The organism is Pseudomonas sp. B21-051, assembly GCF_024748795.1.
GTDB classification, from domain to species: Bacteria; Pseudomonadota; Gammaproteobacteria; order Pseudomonadales; family Pseudomonadaceae; genus Aquipseudomonas; species Aquipseudomonas putida_A.
Window position 1 is genome coordinate 4,796,828 of the sequence record NZ_CP087166.1, and the last position, 19,340, is coordinate 4,816,167.

Here is a 19,340-nt window from a genome sequence, read left to right on the forward strand (position 1 = left end):
CCGAAGGCTGCGATCTTTTGATCTCAATCCCGACTTGCCCGCCGGGCGCGGAAGAACTCGGTCAGCACCGCCCCACACTCCTCCGCCAGCACCCCACCTTCATACAACACCCGGTGATTCAAAAAGCCCTGGGTAAAGAACTGTCCCTGACTCTGCACGATCCCGGCCTTCGGCTCCAGCGCGCCATACACCACACGGGCAATGCGTGAATGCACGATCAGCCCGGCGCACATGCTGCACGGTTCCAGCGTCACGTACAGCGTGCTGCCCGGCAGGCGATAGTTGTTTACGGCCTGGGCAGCGGCGCGGATCGCGACCATTTCCGCGTGGGCACTCGGGTCGCTGGTGGTGATCGGGCAGTTGTAGCCACGCCCGATGATTTCGCCGTCCTGCACCAGCACCGCGCCCACCGGCACCTCGCCGAGGGTTGCGCCCTGGGCGGCGAGGCTCAAGGCTTCACGCATGAAATCGCGGTCACGGCTGCGGTCGATGATCGCGGCGGGGCGAATCTGGCGCATCACTTCACCTCGATGGCGGCCATCAGGCCGGTTTCCATGTGGTCGATCACATGGCAATGGAACATCCACACCCCCGGGTTATCCGCCACCAGCGCCACTTGCGCACGCTCGTTCTTGCCCAGCAGATAAGTGTCGGTGAAGTACGGAGTGATCTTGTGCCGGTTCGACGCAATCACCTTGAAGCTCATGCCGTGCAGGTGAATCGGGTGCTGGTACTGGGTCATGTTCTTCAGTTCGAAGATGTAGCTCTGGCCCAGCTTCAGGCTGGCAATCGGCCGATCGGCGCAGGTCTTGTCCGTGATGTCCCAGGCCTTGCCGTTGATCTGCCACAGGCTCGGTGGCTTGCCGTTTTCGACATTCACCGACACTGAGCCGACCCATTCGAAATTGAAGTTGAGTTTCTCGGCATTCGCCAGATCCGGCTCGGCCACCGGGTTGGCGGGCAAGGCTTTCGGCCACTCGGTCGGCGCATCGTTATTGGCCACCGAGCGCAAGGTCCCCAGACGCACCGGGCCGTTGCGCAGCGACAACTCTTCACCGGCCGGCGGTGCCTTGATCGCCAGGCAAATGCGCATGCCGGGGCCGAGCCAGTATTCCTTGCCCAGCGGCCGCGGCTCGATCGGGTTGCCGTCCAGCGCATAGATCTGCGCTTCAACACCGGGGATGTTGATCCGATACGTCAGGGTGTTGTCGAGGTTGAGCAAACGCACCCGGGTGATCTGCCCCGCCGGCAACTCGATCACCGGCGTTGGTACGCCATTGATGGTCGACAAGCGCCCCGCCGTACCGCCACGCGCCGCTTCACGAGGGATGCTGAACTCGACGAAATTGCCTTGCTCGTCGATGTGCCAGTTCTTCAGGCTCAGGGTCTTTTCGTACTTGAAACCGGTCGGCTCGCGCTCTTCGACAATCAACGGCCCGACCAGCCCGCGCCCCAGCTCTTCGCTGCTGCTGACGTGCGGGTGATACCAGTAGCTGCCGGCGTCCGGCACGCGGAATTTGTAATCGAAGTATTCACCGGGCAGCACCGGCAATTGCGATACGTACGGCACACCGTCCATCTCCAGCGGCAGACGGATGCCGTGCCAGTGAATGGTGGTCGCCACCGGCAGGTGGTTGATGAAACGCACCCGCAACCACTCGCCCTGACGCACACGCAGTTCGGTGCCCGGCGCCGACGGGCCGAACGCCCACGCTTCGGTCTTGTGCCCCGGCACCAGCTCGACGTCCAGTGGCGCCGCGATCAGCTCGTAGTCGTGGCCCGCGTCAGCGTCGGCCATCTTGCCCAGCCAGTAACGCGACGCGCCTCCCGCTCCGACACCAACGACAACAAGACCGGCCAGGCCACCGAGGATTTGGCGACGGGTAAAGGACATGAACTCAACTACCTCACGTATCTGCGTCGGGCACCGGGCCCGCAAAAGGCAAATACGATACACCTGCAATTGCGAAACAGTAAGGGCAGCGCGGCGGATGGACGCAGTTGCGCCTCGCGCGTACACGATTTCGATCGCTCAAGTGACATAACTATGTAGTGCACATGCAGCGAACAGCCGGGCCATCCTGTGCCACCCGTTTCTCAAGGACAGAGAGCCTGAACACATGCCCAACCCGATGCCCAACGCCGCCGACAAGGCCGCGCTCAAGGCGATTGCCGCCACCGTCATCCAGACCTGCCCGATCCTGCAGGACGCTGCTCGACAGGTCGCCAGCGACTTGTTGATCAAATACCGGATCCACGGCCTCGACCCGGATCAGGTGTATTTCCACCGCTTCGACGCCTCGCAAAGCAGTGCAAAAGCCTTCACCGGCTGGGAGCATGTGCACGCCACGCCCACGTCAAGCATGACCCTGACCCAATTGGTGATTCACCGCTTCCGCGTCACCGACCAAGACAACGCCGACCTGCTCGACGTTTATGGCGGTTTCTACACTGCCGGTCCCGATGCCCGCACCTTCGATGAACGCAATGAAGTACGCCTGCATGGCAACGACGTGCTCAAGGACTTCTGGAGCACCGACTTCAGCGCCCTGTACGACGCTCAACTGAACGCATTCTGGAACACCAGCAGCAGCGACTTTCGTACCCTGGCCAAGTGCAATTTCCTGATCAAAGCGCTGCAGGCGCGGGACAAACGTCAGCTGAGTGACGAGGATTTCCTGTTCGTCACGCAAGCGGTGATCGGCCCACTGACGTGGCCGGTCAGCCTGCCAATGCTGCAGGCCCAACACCTTTGCCCAAACAGTGTGCGCACACTGGATCTGAGCGGTTACGCCGCTACCAACGTCCTGCGTTTCGTCATGCCCCAAGGTCGGCAGATCCTCTACCTGCCCGGCGACAGCGATGCCTTCCAGGTATTGGAAAGCAGCACCGACCTGCACTTCTGGATCCTGCAGCGGATGAACACATCCGCCGCCCGCGAGACATTCCTTGCGCATTTCTCGCTGGCCGACCGGCAGCAGATAAACGCCAATCTTGGTGACTTGATGAATCGCCTGGTGGCCACGTGGGGCCGCTACGACCATTCGCTAATCAATCAGGACAACCGCGCGGTCAGTGGCGACGCCTTCACCTGGCTGAGTGACTCGACCCGCGTGGCGATGTTTGCCGAGGCCAGCCTGTCCCTGACCTCCAACGGTGACCTGCGCAAGAAGCTGTGGATCGGCTACCTCAGCGCCGGGGTCAAGGTGTTCGGGCCAATGGCCGTGGTCGGCTGGCCAGTCGCATTGCCGGTGATCGGCGCCAGCATTGCCAACATGGGGCTGAACATCGATCAGGCGGTCAATGGCAAAACTGCCGCCGAGCGCAAGGCCGGGATTCTCGGCGCGGTGCTCAGCGGCATCGACATGCTGTTCAACCTGCTGGTACTCAAAGGCCCGGGGTCGCTGACCGAGGTCGGCCCCGAGGTGGATGCCGCCGAGGCGGCGGAAATGACCGATCTGACCGATAAAGTCGGGACGCCGATGGGTGGGCCTCAGCCGCCGATTGCCACGACCCTGATTGACACCCCGCGACCGGTCATTCCGCCGAGCTGGCAAGCCAACGAGTTGCTCGACGGCATTACGCCGGTGAGCGAACCCGGAAAATTCCAGGGCATTTATCTGCTCGATTCGAACCCCTCGACCGCCATCATGATGGACGACACCGCCTATTACGTACGCTACGAAGCCGACATCAACGGCAGCGGACGCTGGGCGGTCATCGATCCCGAGCATCCCCACGGTTTTACTCGCTCGATCCCGGTACGCCTGAACCCTGAGGGTGAATGGGAAACCATGTCCCGCGCAGGACTCAGCGGCGGCGGCAAGTCTTCCGGTCTGGCCGGTTCAAGCAGCCGCAACCCGGTGGCCACCCTGCCCGCCTCGCAATACGACGTGCCAGCCCCCCTCAAGACGCATCTGGAGGAAGGCGCAGCGGGACTGAATGACGAAGCCTTGCGTGACTTCTACGACAGCTTGAACGAGTTCGATGCCTACCGCGATTTCAAGGTCATCCGCAAACGCCTGTATCGCGACGCACTGGATTTTTACAGCACCTTGCGCCTGCCCGAACGCCCTCCGGTGCCAACCCTGGCGGCAGATGCAACTGCTGAAGAGATCATTGAAAAAATCCTCGAACATGCCCGAGGCCTGGTGCTCGGCGAGAGCCACACGGCCATCGGCAGCAAGCAATGGCTGATCGAGAACATGCAATTGCTCGCTAGCAAACAGGTGAAGAGCCTGTACATGGAGCACCTGCTGACCGACTTCCATCAAGCCGCGCTGGATGAATTCTTCCGCACCGGCAACATGCCGCAAAAACTCGAGGCCTATCTCAAGGCACTCGACGTCGGCAACATGACCGATCCGCTGGAGCGCTACACGTTCCTGGAATTGGTCAAGGAAGCCAGAAAGCAGGGGATCCATGTACAAGCCATCGATTGCATGGCGAGTTACCGACTCAACGGCATGGACTTGCCATTGGGCAACAACACCGCGCGGCAGAAAATGATGAATTACTTCGCCCGCCTGATGATCCGTGCCGATCAGTCCGCACGCGGCGCACACAAATGGGTGGCGCTGATGGGCAACTCTCACTCCAACACTTTTGATGGGGTTGCCGGCGTCAGCGAACTGGAAGAGGCGATCGGCATTCGCGTCGAGGATGTCGCCGAAGGGACTTCACGGGGCATTGAAGTCGATCCCGGGAGAATCCTGCCCTTGGGTGGTACGGCGCACGATCGTTCCGCGCTGGTCAGAGGCGACTTGCGCCTGCAAATCGAAACACCCTGGACCGCGCACACCATGACCGAATTCGAAACCTTGTTACCTCGCCATGGCATGTACTCCCTGAAGCAACAACCCAATCTGACGTTCATCGTGCACCGCAGTCGTTCGCGAGAACTGGTACGGACCGTCATCGACACCGACGGCAAACATTTCTCCATCGAACGCCCCGGCTGGCCTTCGGTCAGCGGTAAACGCTACCCGAGCATGAAAGCGCTGCTGCAAGCGCTGGACGATTTGGGCATGCAACTGGGCGGATGGTCAAAACCGCTATAACGCAAAAACAGAAAAGCCGTGTGAAACGAATTTCACACGGCTTTTCGGTTGCAGCGCTCAAGCCTTCACGGCTTGCGCGGGATCACTCCCACTCAATCGTCGCCGGCGGCTTGCTCGACACGTCGTAAGTGACGCGCGAAATACCTTCGATTTCATTGATGATGCGGCCGGAGACGGTTTCCAGCAGTTCGTAAGGCAGGTGTGCCCAACGTGCGGTCATGAAGTCGATGGTTTCCACGGCACGCAGGGCCACGACCCAGGCGTAACGACGGCCATCGCCGACCACGCCAACCGATTTCACTGGCTGGAACACCACGAAGGCCTGGCTGACCTTGTGGTACCAGTCGGCTTTGCGCAGTTCTTCGATGAAGATGTGGTCGGCACGACGCAGCAGGTCGGCGTATTCCTTTTTCACTTCACCGAGGATGCGTACGCCCAGACCCGGGCCCGGGAACGGGTGACGGTAGACCATGTCGTACGGCAGGCCCAGTTCCAGACCCAGACGACGGACTTCGTCCTTGAACAGTTCGCGCAGTGGCTCGACCAGTTTCAGGTTCATCTCTTCCGGCAGGCCGCCCACGTTGTGGTGCGACTTGATCACGTGCGCCTTGCCGCTTTTCGCGCCGGCCGACTCGATCACGTCCGGGTAGATGGTGCCTTGCGCCAGGTACTTGATGTTGTCCAGCTTGCAGGATTCAGCATCGAACACATCGATGAAGGTACGGCCGATGATCTTGCGCTTCTTCTCCGGGTCGGCTTCGCCGGCCAGGTTGTTGAGGAACTGCTCTTCAGCGTTGGCGCGGATCACCTTGACGCCCATGTTCTCGGCGAACATGGCCATCACTTGCTCGCCTTCGTGCAGACGCAGCAGGCCGTTGTCGACGAAGACGCAGGTCAGTTGGTCGCCGATGGCCTTGTGCAGCAGCGCCGCAACCACCGAGGAGTCAACGCCGCCGGACAAACCCAACAGCACGTTGTCGGTGCCGACCTGTGCGCGGATGTTGGCGATGGCGTCTTCAGCGATCTTCGACGGGGTCCACAGGGCTTCACAGCCGCAGATGTCGAGCACGAAGCGCGAGAGGATGCGACCGCCCTGCTTGGTGTGGGTCACTTCCGGGTGGAACTGCACGCCGTAGTAAGCGCGTTCGTCGTTGAACATGCCGGCGATCGGGCAGCTTGGGGTGCTGGCCAGGATGTGGAAGTCTTCCGGCATCTTGGTAACTTTGTCACCGTGGCTCATCCACACGTCGAGACCGAACAGGCCATCGGCGTCGATGTGGTCTTCGATGCCGTCGAGCAGGCGGCTCTTGCCGACTACGTCAACGCGGGCGTAACCGAACTCACGCAGTTCGGAACCTTCAACCTTGCCGCCCAGTTGCTCGGCCATGGTCTGCATGCCGTAGCAGATACCGAAGACCGGCACACCCAGATCAAACACCGCTTGCGGGCAGCGCGGGCTGTTGGCTTCGTGCACGGACTCGGGGCCGCCGGCGAGGATGACGCCTTTAGGTGCGAATTCGCGGATCGCCTCTTCGTCCATGTCGAACGGGTGCAGCTCGCAGTACACACCGATCTCGCGCACGCGGCGGGCAATCAGTTGGGTGTATTGCGAACCGAAGTCGAGGATCAGGATGCGGTGAGCGTGAATGTCGAGGGCCATGATTCAGTCTCGTCTAAGTAATTCAGAAACAGTCGTGATTCAGAAACAACTCGGGGCTGAATAAAACAGCCCCGGTTGCTTAACGATTTGCTTGAAGCCTCAACCTACGCGGTAGTTTGGCGCTTCTTTGGTGATCTGCACGTCGTGAACGTGGGATTCGGCCATACCGGCACCGGTGATCCGCACGAACTCAGGCTTGGTGCGCATTTCTTCGATGTTGGCGCTGCCGGTGTAACCCATCGAGGAACGCAGACCACCCATCAACTGGTGGATGATCGCCGTCAGGGTGCCTTTGTACGGCACACGGCCTTCGATACCTTCCGGAACCAGTTTCTCGGCGCCTGCCGAGGAGTCCTGGAAGTAACGGTCGGAAGAACCTTGCGCCTGGGACATGGCGCCCAGCGAACCCATGCCGCGATAAGCCTTGTACGAACGGCCCTGGAACAGTTCGATCTCGCCCGGGGCTTCTTCAGTACCGGCGAACATCGAACCCATCATCACGCAGGACGCACCGGCTACGATGGCCTTGGACAGGTCACCGGAGAACCGGATGCCGCCGTCGGCGATCAACGGCACGCCAGTGCCTTCAAGGGCAGCGGCGACGTTGGCGATGGCACTGATTTGCGGCACGCCGACACCGGCGACGATACGGGTGGTGCAGATCGAGCCAGGGCCGATACCGACCTTGACCGCATCGGCGCCAGCTTCGGCCAGGGCCTTGGCGGCTGCGCCGGTGGCGATGTTGCCGCCGATCACCTGCACTTCAGGAAAATTCTCTTTGACCCAGCGAACGCGGTCGATCACGCCCTTGGAGTGACCGTGTGCGGTGTCGACCACCACCACGTCCACACCGGCATTGACCAGCGCGGCAACGCGGTCACCGGTGTCTTTACCGGTACCGACGGCAGCGCCAACGCGCAGACGACCTTGATCGTCCTTGCTGGCCAGCGGGTAGGCTTTGGCTTTTTCGATGTCTTTGACGGTCATCATGCCTTTGAGGGCAAACTTGTCGTCGACGATCAGGACTTTTTCCAGGCGGTGCTTGTGCAGCAGCTCGCGGACTTCGTTCTTGTCGGCGCCTTCACGCACGGTGACCAGACGCTCTTTAGGCGTCATCACTTCACGTACGGTGGCTTCCAGACGGGTTTCGAAGCGGACGTCACGGGAAGTGACGATGCCGACCAGGTCGCCATCGTGCAGCACCGGAACGCCGGAAATGTTGTGCATGCGGGTCAGTTCGAACAGGTCACGCACCGTGGCATCGGCCTCGATGGTGATCGGATCTTTCACGACGCCGGCTTCGAACTTCTTGACCTTACGCACTTCGGCAGCTTGCTGCTCGATGGTCATGTTCTTGTGGATGATACCGATACCACCTTCCTGAGCCATGGCGATTGCCAGACGGGCTTCAGTGACGGTGTCCATGGCGGCAGAAACCAGAGGAATATTCAGCTCGATGCCACGGGTAAGGCGGGTCTTGAGACTGACTTCGTTAGGAAGCACCTCGGAATAACCAGGCACTAGGAGAATGTCGTCGAATGTCAGAGCTTCTTGGCTGATACGCAGCATCGCGGGGGCTCCCGAGCGGGAAAATGGAAGCGCGCCATTATAGTCAGACACCCCCAGCTGTTCAATGTAAAACTCAGCCTAATTGATGTACGGGGCCCGCTGTTTTCTGTAGGAGCTGCCGAAGGCTGCGATCTTTTGATCTTGTCTGTAAAAAACAACGTCAAAAGATCGCAGCCTTCGGCAGCTCCTACAGGGCCGAATGCAGGTCAGAGTTCGACTTTCACCCAACTGACAGGCTGGTCGAGCCAATCGGCGAACTCATCGATAAAGCTCTGCTTGAAACCGGCTTCCAGCCAGTTGTTGAAGATGAAACCCAGGTTGGAAAACGCACATTCCTGCAAGTACAGAAAGCCGTTGATGTCGTCTTCATGCCCGCATTCCGGGCAGGTAAAGTTGTCGGTGCGGCCTGGAAACCAGTCTTCGAGGCTTTCGAACAGCGCTTCGCCGACTTCGCGGCGGCATTCGGCGCACCCGGCTTCTTCGAGAAAGCCCTTGGCCGGCGTGTAGATGCAGCGCTTGGTGACGATCTCCAGGCCGTTGATGGGCTCACCGAAGGGCAATGCTTGCGGGTGCAGCACCACCGCACGCGCGCCATCGGCGATCGCGTAGGCCATGCGATTGCCGGTGCGGCCGCAGGTGCTCAACTCTTCCTTGACGATATTCTTGCGCACCAGCCAGCGCACGATCGCCCGCGCCCGGGGTTCGTGCACCGGCAGGGTGGAGATTTTCGGGACGATGATGCTTTGCGAATTCATGGAAAGTCCTGCGGTATGGCTTCTGACGCCTTCGCGAGCAAGCCCGCTCCCACAGGGATATGCATTCCAATGTGGGAGCGGGCTTGCCCGCGAAGGGGCCCTAAAGGCCGGCAGCTTAATCCCTGACGAAATCCGGTCAAGTGCTCACGCCATACTAATAATGTAGCGCCCGATCAACGCAATCCCGCTCGCCAGCACCAGCCACGTCACCAATCGCACAAACGCCTCGCGCGACAAGCGCATGGTCAACCGCCGTCCGATCCACAGCCCCAGCGCCATGGCCGGCAACAAACACAGCGCCAGCATCAACAAGGGTAGCTCGGCATACACCCCGGCGATGGCGAACAGGCTCAAACGCACCACAGTGCTGCAACTGATCAGCGCACTTTGCGTGGCCCGCGCCGCGTCCTTGGGCAAACGGCTGTTGAGATAGATCGCATATAAGAAGCCGCCACTGCCAAACAGCGCGCCAAACAGACCGCCTACCGTGCCCATCGGTAGCGCCCATGCGGCGGATAACTGCGTCGGCCGGGTTTTCACCCACAGGCTGTAAACCGCGTAGGCACTGATGAACAACCCCATCAACAGCAACAACAGATCGGATTTGAGATTAAGCAGGAAAATCACCCCCAACGTGCACCCCACCGCCATGCACGGCAGCAGCCGTAACAATTCGGGTTTCGCCACATCCCGGCGCGAAGGCAACAGATTGCCGAATGCCGCGACGAAATCCAGCAGCACCAGCAGCGGCACGATTTTCGACAACGGCATGAACAGAATCAGAATCGGACCCGCGACCAGTGCGGTACCGAACCCGGCAATCCCGAAGACGATATAGGCCAACGCGATTCCCAGGCCGATTACCACCCAGCCGCCCGCGCCCCACGTCCACTCGCTTAACAACCCCGCCACGCTCATCGGTCCGCTTCCTTTATAAGCCTGTGATGACTTTAGCCAGCGCCAAGCCTTGCGACTAATATGTTCAAAGCCACTTACTCATCTCGAAAAGGCATACCTGGTGCTTTCAACCCGTCAATTGCGCTACTTCTTGGAAATCGCCGAATGCGGCAGCTTCAGTGCTGCGGCGGAACGTCTGTTCATCGCGCAGTCGGCCCTGAGCCGGCAGATCAAGGACATGGAAACCCGCCTGCAAACCCCGCTGTTCGAACGCACCGCACGCCAGCCCCGACTCACGGCGGCCGGCGAGGCGTTTCTGCCCCGGGCCAGAAACCTGCTCAATGAACTGAGCAAAGCCAGCGCGATGGCGACCGAAGTCGGTAACGGACAATTGGGCACGCTGCGTCTGAGTCATTCCAGCACCGTGTCGATCAGCGGGCATTTATTGGGTCGGATCAGCACTTATCTCGATCAGCAGCAAGGCGTGTCGCTGGACATCGGCAAGCTGTCCTCCGAGGCGCAGCTTGAGGAACTCGCGGAAGGACGCCTCGACATTGGCCTGTTGCGCCTGCCGGTGCTGCGTCAGCGTGAAGGCATTCAGGTTGTGCCATTGTTCACCGAGCGCCTGCTGCTGGCGGTGCCGAACGATCATCGACTGGCCGATTCATCCTCCATCGAACTGGCGCAACTGCAGGACGAAGCCTTTATATCGATCCCGCATCCACAACGCGGTGGCCTCAGTTATCTATGTGCCGACCTGTGTATGCGTCAGGGCTTTTTCCCCAAAGCGGCGCGGGTGATGTCACGCAAGACTACGCAGTTGCAGCTGATCCAGGCTGGATTCGGCATCGCCTTGCTGCCCGAATCGATGCAGGACATTGCCCCGCCCAGCGTACGATTTCTGCCGCTGAGCGATCCCGATTGCCAAAGCACCGTCGCCCTCGCCCACCGGCAAAATCCCACGCCACTGACTCAACACTTCATCCAGACCTTCACAAATCCCCTGTAGGAGCTGACGAGTGAAACGAGGCTGCGATCTTTTGATCTGGCTCTCCAAAAAAAGATCAAAAGATCGCAGCCTTCGGCAGCTCCTACAGGGATTCGTGTATTGCGTCGGAAATTAGCTTTAAACTGCGCCCCATGATTAAAGATCCCTTTGCAAGACTTGGCCTGGACCGTGAAGTCCTGACCGTCAGCCAGCTCAACGGCCGCGCGCGGGTGTTGCTCGAAGACGTGTTCAGCAACATTTGGGTCGAAGGCGAAATCTCCAACCTCGCCCGCCCGGCGTCCGGCCACGTGTATTTCACCCTCAAGGACAGCGGGGCGCAGGTGCGTTGCGCGCTGTTCCGCAATAATGCGGCGCGGGTGCGTCAGGCGCTGAAGGACGGTCTTGCCGTGAAGGTACGCGGCAAGGTCTCGCTGTTCGAAGGGCGTGGCGACTATCAGCTGATTCTCGACACCGTGGAGCCGGCCGGTGACGGCGCACTGCGCCTGGCCTTCGATGCACTGAAGGAAAAGCTCAGCGCCGAAGGTCTGTTCAGTGCCGAACGCAAAGTGCCGTTGCCGGCGCATCCGCAACGCATCGGCATCATCAGTTCGCCGACCGGCGCGGTGATTCGCGACATCATCAGCGTGTTCCGCCGCCGGGCGCCGCAGGTGCAACTGACGCTGATCCCGACCGCCGTGCAGGGCCGTGAAGCCACTGCACAAATCGTCCGCGCGCTGAAACTGGCCGACGCCCGTGGTTTCGACGCGCTGATCCTCGCCCGTGGCGGTGGTTCGCTGGAAGACCTCTGGTGCTTCAACGAAGAAGCCGTGGCCCGCGCGGTCGATGCCTGCGTGACGCCGATTGTCAGCGCGGTCGGGCACGAAACCGACGTGTCGATCAGTGACTTCGTGGCTGACGTGCGCGCCCCAACGCCCTCCGCCGCCGCCGAACTGCTGGCCCCGGATTCGAGCCACCTGATCCGTCAGGTCGAAAGTCTGCACCGGCGTCTGGTGATGCGCATGCGCGACCGGCTGATGCGCGATCGTCTGCGCCTGGAAGGCATGGCCCGCCGCCTGCGCCACCCCGGCGAACGCCTGCGTCAGCAAGCGCAACGCCTGGATGACCTGGACATGCGCATGCGCCGGGCTTTCGAGCGCCAGCTCAACACCCGCCGCGAACGCCTGATTCGTCTGGAAACCCGCCTCGCCGGGCAACATCCGGGACGCCAATTGGCGATGCTGCGCCAGCGCCTCGACAGCCTCGCCGAACGTCTGCCGCGAGCCATGCGCGAAGGCCTGAAAAACCGTCGCCTGCAATTGCACAGTCAGATGCAGACGCTGCATGTGGTCAGTCCGCTGGCAACCCTCGGCCGTGGCTACAGCATTCTGTTGGATGAGCGCGGGCACGCCATTCGCAACGCCGCGCAGACCCACACCGGCCAGCGCCTGAAAGCAAAACTGGGCGAAGGCGAACTGCAAGTGCGCGTCGAGGACAACCACCTGACGCCTGTCACTCTTTCTTTACTGGACTGATCCATGCCGCGTTTTTTTGCTCCGTTATTGTTGCTGTGCCTGACCTCCTTCAACGCGCACGCCGACAGCTACATCACCCGTTTGCTGAACAAACCGGTGCCGGGCGGCGTCGCGGTGGTCGATCTGGGCAGCGCCGCGCAGGCACCAAAAGCCACCTATCAAGGCAAACCGGTGCTGGTGGTGAAAGAACAGAACAACTGGCTGGCGATTGTCGGCGTGCCGCTAACGGTCAAACCCGGCAGCCAGCAGATCAGCAGCGGTGGGCGCAATCTGCCGTTCACGGTTGGCAACAAGAAATACCCGGAACAGCACATCACCCTGAAGAACACTCAACAGGTCAATCCGAACCCGGCCAACCTCAAGCGCATCGAGGGTGAACTGGCCGAGCAGATCAAGGCGTATCGCAGCTTCAGCCCGAACACCCCGAGCAACCTGCTGCTGGACAAACCGGTCAACGGGCCGCTGTCGAGCAAGTTCGGTGTGCGCCGCTTCTTCAATGGTGAAGAGCGCAACCCCCATGCCGGCCTCGACTTTGCAGTGCCCGCCGGCACGCCGATCAAGACCCCGGCGGCGGGCAAGGTGATTCTGACCGGCAACTACTTCTTCAACGGCAACACCGTGTTTGTCGATCACGGACAGGGCTTTATCAGCATGTTCTGCCACATGTCGAAAATCGACGTGAAGGTCGGCGATCAACTGGCCCGGGGCGCGGTGGTGGGCAAGGTCGGCTCGACCGGCCGGGCGACCGGGCCGCACATGCACTGGAACATCAGCCTGAACGATGCGCGGGTGGATCCGGCGATTTTCATTGGTGCATTTCAGCCTTGATAGTTGTTTGAGGCGGCCGGCCCCTTCGCGAGCAGGCTCGCTCCACAAAGGATCTTTGAGCGACACACATCCAATGTGGGAGCGAGCCTGCTCGCGAAGACGACTCATCCCACACTGCAAACACCGCTGACACCCCACCAATTTCAATTGCGCTCCAATCACCCCCTGCGCAAAAACAAAAACGATCTCCTGCCTCAAGCACAATAAAATCGCGCAAATCCGCGCTTTTCGAGTATTCCTCTCAATTTTTTTCGACTGCTTGCCATCCTCTCCCCTCGCGGTTAGGGTTGAAGGCATGAAAACCTCTCACACCCTTATTCAGCTTCGCCAGCACCGCAGTCTGTGCCTCGTCAGCGCACGACTGCCGGGCTGAATCGCTGCGCCTCGTCCCAAGCTGTTCCCCGAACATTCGTTCCACCGGCAGGCCGCCTCTTTTCGGCCCAGACAATAAGGATTTTCCCGATGAGCATGCTCAAAGACCCGTCTTCGAAATACCGCGCGTTCCCCGTCATCAATCTGCCGGATCGCACCTGGCCGTCGAAAACCATCGACGCCGCGCCGATCTGGTGCAGCTCCGACCTGCGTGACGGCAACCAGTCGCTGATCGAGCCGATGGACGCGGTGAAGAAGCTGCGCTTCTGGAAAACCCTCGTGCAAGTCGGCGTGAAGGAAATCGAAGCCTCGTTCCCGGCCGCTTCGCAGACCGACTTCGACTTCGTGCGCACCTTGATCGAAGAAGGCCACATCCCGGACGACACCACCATTCAGGTGCTGACCCAGGGCCGTGAAGACTTGATCGAGCGCACCTTCGAATCCCTGCGCGGGGCGAAGAAAGCCATCGTTCACCTGTACAACGCCACCTCGCCGTCTTTCCGTCGCATCGTCTTCAACCAGGACAAGGACGGCATCAAGGCCATCGCGGTCAACGCCGCCAAGCTGTTCGTCAAATACGCGGCGATGCAACCGGACACCGAGTGGACCTTTGAATATTCGCCGGAAACCTTCAGCGCCACCGAGCTGGAGTTTGCCAAGGAAGTCTGTGACGCGGTGATCGAGGTCTGGAACCCGACGCCTGAGCACAAGATGATCCTCAACCTGCCGGCCACCGTCGAATGCGCAACGCCGAACGTCTACGCCGACCAGATCGAATGGTTCGGCCGCAACATCAACCGTCGTGACAGCGTGATCATCAGCCTGCACACCCACAACGACCGTGGCACCGGCGTCGCCGCCACCGAGTTGGGCCTGATGGCCGGCGCGGATCGCGTCGAAGGCTGCCTGTTCGGCAACGGCGAGCGCACCGGTAACGTCGACCTCGTCACCGTGGCCCTGAACATGTACACCCAAGGCGTTGACCCTGAGCTGGACTTCTCCGACATCGACGGCGTGCGCAAAGTCGTTGAAGAGTGCAACCAAATCCAGGTGCACCCGCGTCACCCGTACGTCGGCGACCTGGTTCACACCGCATTCTCCGGCTCGCACCAGGACGCGATCCGCAAGGGCTTCGCCCAGCAGAAACCGGACACCCTGTGGGAAGTGCCGTACCTGCCGATCGACCCGGCCGACATCGGTCGCAGCTATGAGGCGGTGATTCGTGTGAACAGCCAGTCGGGCAAGGGCGGTATCGCCTACCTGCTGGAGCAGGAATACGGCATCAGCCTGCCGCGTCGCATGCAGATCGAGTTCAGCCAGGTGGTGCAGCGGGAAACCGATCGCCTCGGCCTGGAAATGACCGCCAAGCAGATCCACTCGCTGTTGATCAGCGAATACCTGCAAGCCAACACCCCGTACGCGCTGGTCAGCCATCGCCTGCAGGAAGAAAACGGCAACAGCGCCGTCGAAGTGGAAGTGGCGAGCAAGGGTCAGGGCGAAACCAACCTGCACTGGCGCGGCAAGGGCAACGGTGCGCTGGAAGCACTGGTGGCCGGCCTGCCGATTCCGGTGGAGATCATGGACTACAACGAACACGCGATCGGCGCGGGCACCAACGCCAAGGCAGCCGCATATATCGAGCTGCGCGTGAACGGTGAGCGTGCGGTGCACGGCGTGGGTATCGATGAAAACATCACCACCGCCAGCTTCAAGGCGCTGTTCAGTGCGCTGAACCGCTCGTTGAGCCAGCCTGAGGCGAAAGCGGCTTAAGCCTTCGCTGACATGCAAAAGGCCCCGGAGTGTGGACTCCGGGGCCTTTTTATTGAGGATCAAAAGATCGCAGCCTTCGGCAGCTCCTACAGGATGTACGCCGTCCCGATGTAGGAGCTGCCGCAGGCTGCGATCTTTTGCTTTTCAGGTGAACTCGAAGGTATCCGCATCCAGATTCGCCGGAAAGCGCTCCCGATACGCCGCCAATGGCGCGGCCTCCAGCACGACCTTGAACACCCCGTCCGCCTCCCCCGCCGCCAGCAACGTCTCGCCCTGAAAATCCAGCACCTGACTGTCGCCGGTATAGGCAAAGCCCTTGCCGTCGGTGCCGATCCGGTTCACCGCCGCCACATAACACAGGTTTTCAATCGCCCGCGCCGGCAATAAGCGGTTCCAGTGCAGACGCCGCGCCCCCGGCCAGTTGGCGGTGTATAGCAGCAGATCGGTGTCTTGCGCATCGCGACTCCACACCGGGAAGCGCAGGTCGTAGCAGATCAGCGGGCGGATACGCCAGCCCTTGAGTTCGAACTGCACCTGGCGCTCGCCGGGGGTGTAGTGGTTGTGCTCACCCGCCATACGGAACAGGTGGCGCTTGTCGTAATGCCAGACTTCGCCGTCCGGGCGCGCCCACAGCAGGCGATTGCGATGGCTGCCGTCAGCCGCCTGAATGATCACGCTGCCGGTGATCACCGCATTCAGTTTCGCGGCCTGCGCCTTCATCCATTTGCTGGTCGGGCCATGTTCGGCTTCGGCGAGGGTTTCCGATTCCATGGAGAAACCGGTGGTAAACATCTCCGGCAGGATGATCAGGTCTGCGCCCCGGGCCTGCTCCAGCAGCAACTCGAAGTGCTCGAGGTTGGCCTGACGGTCATGCCAGGCCAGGCTGGTCTGGATCAGCGCCAGATTGAGATCGGGCAATGCACTCAGATCACGCATAGTTTTGCCGCTGCTTCGCGCAGCGTCTCCTCGCGCTTGGCAAAGCACAGGCGCACCAGGCGCTGGCCTTGCGGTGGATTCTGATAGAACACCGACACCGGAATGCTCGCCACGCCATGTTCGCGGGTCATCCAGATCGCCATGTCGACGTCGTTCAAGTCAGGACGGATCTGCGAGTAGTCGACCAACTGGAAATACGTACCGGTGACGCGGGTGAAGGTGAAGCGCGACGGCGTCAGCAAATCGCAGAACAGGTCGCGCTTGGCCTGATAGAAACCCGGAAGCTCTTCGACGTGTTCCGGGTGCTCGGCCATGTAATCGGCCAAGGCGTATTGCAGCGGCGTGACGCCACAGAAACTGACGTACTGGTGCACCTTGCGCAGCTCGGCGGTCAGCGCCGGGGGCGCAACCACGTAGCCGGTTTTCCAGCCGGTGACGTGGTAAGTCTTGCCGAACGAACTGACAACGAACGCGCGCTGATACAGCTCTTCGTGGGCCAGTACGCTGACATGCGGCACGCCGTCGAACACCAGGTGTTCGTACACCTCGTCGCTGATCAGGTAGATGTCCCGCCCCCGAATCAAATCCGCCAGTTGATCTAGTTCGGCACGGCTGATCAGCGCCCCGCTCGGGTTGTGCGGGGTGTTGATGACGATCATTTTCGTACGCGGGCTGAGGGCCGCGGCGAGCTTGTCGAAATCGATGGAGAAATCGTGCGGGTTCAGCTGCACATGCACGCAGCGGCCACCCGCCAACTGCGTCGCCGGGTCATAGCTGTCGTAGCACGGATCGAACACGATGACTTCGTCGCCGCTGTGGATAACCGCCTGAATCGCACAGAAGATCGCCTGGGTCGCACCCGGCGTCACGGTCACTTCGCTGTCGGCATCGACTTTCACACCATAGCTGCGGGCGATCTTCGCCGCGATCTGCTCGCGCAGGGCCGGCAGACCGGTCATCGGTGAATACTGGTTATGGCCGCTGGCGATATGCCGACCGACCGCGTCACGCAGGGACTGCGGGCCGTCGAAATCAGGAAAACCCTGGGACAGGTTGATCGCTCCGGTCTGCGCCGCGAGCTGAGACATCTGCGTGAAAATAGTGATGCCGACATTCGGCAGCTTACTGGTGATCATCGAGGGGTTCCCTGCTCTACACCCGGCTCTGACGGCGGCGCGGGAGAGCCCGAGAATAGCCCATCCGGCGCCCATAAAAAAAGGGCGCTCAACTGAGCACCCTCTTTATCGCCGAACCCTGTAGGAGCTGCCGCAGGCTGCGATCTTTTGATCTTGCCTTCAAAGCAAAGTCAAAAGATCGCAGGCTTCGCCAGCTCCTACAGAAGCGGTTGAGCGTTCCCACTCAATTGTGGGAACAATCAACCTTGATCACTTCTTGTCGCGACGTTTCTTGCTGGCTTTCTTGTTGTGCGACATCAAGCGACGCTTCTTGTTGACCTGGCGGTCGGTCAGCGTGTTCTTGTTGCCTTCGTACGGGTTCTCGCCACCTTTGAACTCGATGCGGATCGGCGTACCGACCAGCTTCAGCACACGGCGGTAAGTGTTTTCCAGATAGCGCACATACGACTTCGGCACTTTCTCGATCTGGTTACCGTGGATCACGATGATCGGCGGGTTGGCGCCACCCAGGTGAGCGTAACGCAGCTTGATCCGGCGGCTATTGACCATCGGCGGCTGGTGCTCGCTGACCGCATCTTCGAGAATCTGCGTCAGGCGGCTGGTCGGCCAGCGGGTGACCGCGGACTTGAACGAGTTCTGCACCGAGGCGTAGAGGTTGCCCACGCCAGTGCCGTGCAGCGCCGAGATGAAGTGGATATCGGCGAAGTCGACGAAGAACAGCCGACGCTGCAGCTCGACCTTGACGTAGTCGCGCTCGCTCGGGGTCATGCCGTCCCATTTGTTGATCGCGATCACCAGCGCACGACCGGCTTCGAGGGCAAAGCCCAACAGGTTGAGATCGTGATCGACCACGCCTTCGCGGGCGTCCATCACGAAGATCACCACGTTGGCGTCTTTGATCGCCTGCAGGGTTTTGACCACGGAGAATTTTTCGACTTCTTCGTGGATCTTGCCGCGCTTGCGCACACCGGCGGTGTCGATCAGCGTGTACTTCTCGTCGTTACGCTCGAACGGGATGTAGATACTGTCGCGGGTGGTGCCGGGCTGGTCATAAACGATTACCCGGTCTTCACCGAGCATGCGGTTGACCAGGGTCGACTTGCCGACGTTCGGACGGCCGATGATGGCGATCTTGATCCCGTCTTTTTCGCTCGGGCCAGGAATGCGCTTGGCTTCCTCGCCTTCGGCAACGATCTCTTCCTCTTCGCCTTCCGCCGGCTCGTCATCATCACGCGGGAAATCGCTCAGTGCCGCTTCCAGCAGTTGAGTGATACCACGGCCGTGAGCACCGGCGATCGGGATCGCGTGGCCCATGCCCAGCGGGGCGAATTCAGCGCGGGCCATTTCCGGGTCGATGTTGTCGACCTTGTTGGCAACCACGTGGGAACGCTTGTTACGCTTGCGCAAGTGTTCGGCGATCATCTGGTCGGCGGCGGTGAAACCGGCCTTGGCATCTACCAGGAACAGCACAACATCCGCTTCTTCAATGGCCAGCAGCGACTGCTCGGCCATTTTTTCGTCCATACCGTGTTCGTCACCGGAGATACCACCGGTGTCGATCAGAATGTAGGAACGCCCTTGCCACTTGGCCTCACCGTACTGGCGATCACGGGTCAGACCGGACAAGTCGCCGACGATGGCGTCGCGAGTCCTGGTCAGGCGGTTGAACAAGGTGGATTTGCCGACGTTCGGTCGGCCCACCAGGGCGATTACGGGAACCATGCGGCTCTCCACTTCGTTATTTCAGAAAATACAAAAGCCGCTGCGAGGCAGCGGCTGGTGCTCGGGGCAACGCCGGTTAGCGCTGCAAGCCCCGGAAATCCGGGGCCGCTTGGGG

General features: G+C 60.8%; 14 protein-coding genes. 5 read left to right on the forward strand and 9 right to left on the reverse strand.

The genetic code is table 11. The features are described from left to right. Positions 1 to 23: 23 nt before the first annotated feature. Together tadA and LOY52_RS21490 are read right to left on the reverse strand one after the other, a co-directional pair. Positions 24 to 518, reverse strand: coding sequence for a tRNA adenosine(34) deaminase TadA (gene tadA / locus LOY52_RS21485; RefSeq protein ID WP_258675918.1), 495 nt, complete (start codon positions 516 to 518; stop codon positions 24 to 26). After that, a complete protein-coding gene (locus LOY52_RS21490) occupies positions 518 to 1,894 on the reverse strand; it encodes a multicopper oxidase family protein (RefSeq protein ID WP_258675919.1) in 1,377 nt (458 codons plus the stop codon). Before LOY52_RS21490 ends, tadA begins: the two co-directional genes overlap by 1 nt. A 226-nt stretch (positions 1,895 to 2,120) precedes the next feature. Between LOY52_RS21490 and LOY52_RS21495 the strand changes: the two genes are divergently transcribed. Further along, entirely contained in the window at positions 2,121 to 5,060 is a 2,940-nt protein-coding gene (locus LOY52_RS21495; RefSeq protein WP_258675920.1) for a membrane-targeted effector domain-containing toxin, read from the forward strand. An 82-nt stretch (positions 5,061 to 5,142) separates the two neighbouring features. Here LOY52_RS21495 and guaA read toward each other — a convergent pair whose 3' ends face one another. The 4 genes from guaA to LOY52_RS21515 all read right to left on the reverse strand — a co-directional run bounded on the left by guaA (position 5,143) and on the right by LOY52_RS21515 (position 9,962). Beyond that, complete coding sequence (gene guaA, locus LOY52_RS21500) at positions 5,143 to 6,720, reverse strand: glutamine-hydrolyzing GMP synthase (RefSeq protein WP_003227864.1); 1,578 nt, start codon at positions 6,718 to 6,720, stop codon at positions 5,143 to 5,145. A 99-nt stretch (positions 6,721 to 6,819) separates the two neighbouring features. Further along, a complete protein-coding gene (guaB, locus tag LOY52_RS21505; protein ID WP_027612123.1) occupies positions 6,820 to 8,289 on the reverse strand; it encodes an IMP dehydrogenase in 1,470 nt (489 codons plus the stop codon). A gap of 206 nt (positions 8,290 to 8,495) precedes the next feature. After that, on the reverse strand, positions 8,496 to 9,044 hold the full coding sequence (locus LOY52_RS21510) for a sugar ABC transporter ATPase (protein ID WP_258675921.1): 549 nt from the start codon (positions 9,042 to 9,044) through the stop codon (positions 8,496 to 8,498). 144 nt (positions 9,045 to 9,188) lie between these two features. Continuing rightward, positions 9,189 to 9,962, reverse strand: a complete 774-nt coding sequence (locus tag LOY52_RS21515; protein ID WP_258675922.1) for a sulfite exporter TauE/SafE family protein — start codon at positions 9,960 to 9,962, stop codon at positions 9,189 to 9,191. A gap of 100 nt (positions 9,963 to 10,062) precedes the next feature. Here LOY52_RS21515 and LOY52_RS21520 point away from each other — a divergent pair, with 100 nt between their 5' ends. From LOY52_RS21520 to leuA, 4 genes are all read left to right on the forward strand, one after another. Beyond that, positions 10,063 to 10,950, forward strand: a complete 888-nt coding sequence (locus tag LOY52_RS21520; protein WP_258675923.1) for a LysR family transcriptional regulator — start codon at positions 10,063 to 10,065, stop codon at positions 10,948 to 10,950. Positions 10,951 to 11,081: 131 nt separating this feature from the next. Beyond that, positions 11,082 to 12,461: an exodeoxyribonuclease VII large subunit gene (xseA, locus tag LOY52_RS21525; RefSeq protein ID WP_258675924.1), complete on the forward strand. Its 1,380-nt coding sequence runs from the start codon at positions 11,082 to 11,084 to the stop codon at positions 12,459 to 12,461. Positions 12,462 to 12,464: 3 nt separating this feature from the next. Continuing rightward, positions 12,465 to 13,289 carry a peptidoglycan DD-metalloendopeptidase family protein gene (locus tag LOY52_RS21530; RefSeq protein ID WP_027612128.1) on the forward strand — a complete coding sequence of 275 codons (825 nt, stop codon included), beginning with the start codon at positions 12,465 to 12,467 and terminating at the stop codon, positions 13,287 to 13,289. 462 nt (positions 13,290 to 13,751) lie between these two features. After that, positions 13,752 to 15,431, forward strand: coding sequence for a 2-isopropylmalate synthase (gene leuA / locus LOY52_RS21535; protein WP_027612129.1), 1,680 nt, complete (start codon positions 13,752 to 13,754; stop codon positions 15,429 to 15,431). Between the two features lie 144 nt (positions 15,432 to 15,575). Here leuA and LOY52_RS21540 read toward each other — a convergent pair whose 3' ends face one another. The 3 genes from LOY52_RS21540 to der form a co-directional block, all read right to left on the reverse strand. Continuing rightward, positions 15,576 to 16,367 carry an amidohydrolase gene (locus LOY52_RS21540; protein ID WP_047599302.1) on the reverse strand — a complete coding sequence of 264 codons (792 nt, stop codon included), beginning with the start codon at positions 16,365 to 16,367 and terminating at the stop codon, positions 15,576 to 15,578. After that, positions 16,355 to 17,503, reverse strand: a complete 1,149-nt coding sequence (locus LOY52_RS21545; RefSeq protein WP_258675925.1) for a pyridoxal phosphate-dependent aminotransferase — start codon at positions 17,501 to 17,503, stop codon at positions 16,355 to 16,357. Before LOY52_RS21545 ends, LOY52_RS21540 begins: the two co-directional genes overlap by 13 nt. A 249-nt stretch (positions 17,504 to 17,752) precedes the next feature. Beyond that, positions 17,753 to 19,225, reverse strand: a complete 1,473-nt coding sequence (der, locus tag LOY52_RS21550) for a ribosome biogenesis GTPase Der (protein ID WP_103520542.1) — start codon at positions 19,223 to 19,225, stop codon at positions 17,753 to 17,755. Positions 19,226 to 19,340: the final 115 nt, after the last annotated feature.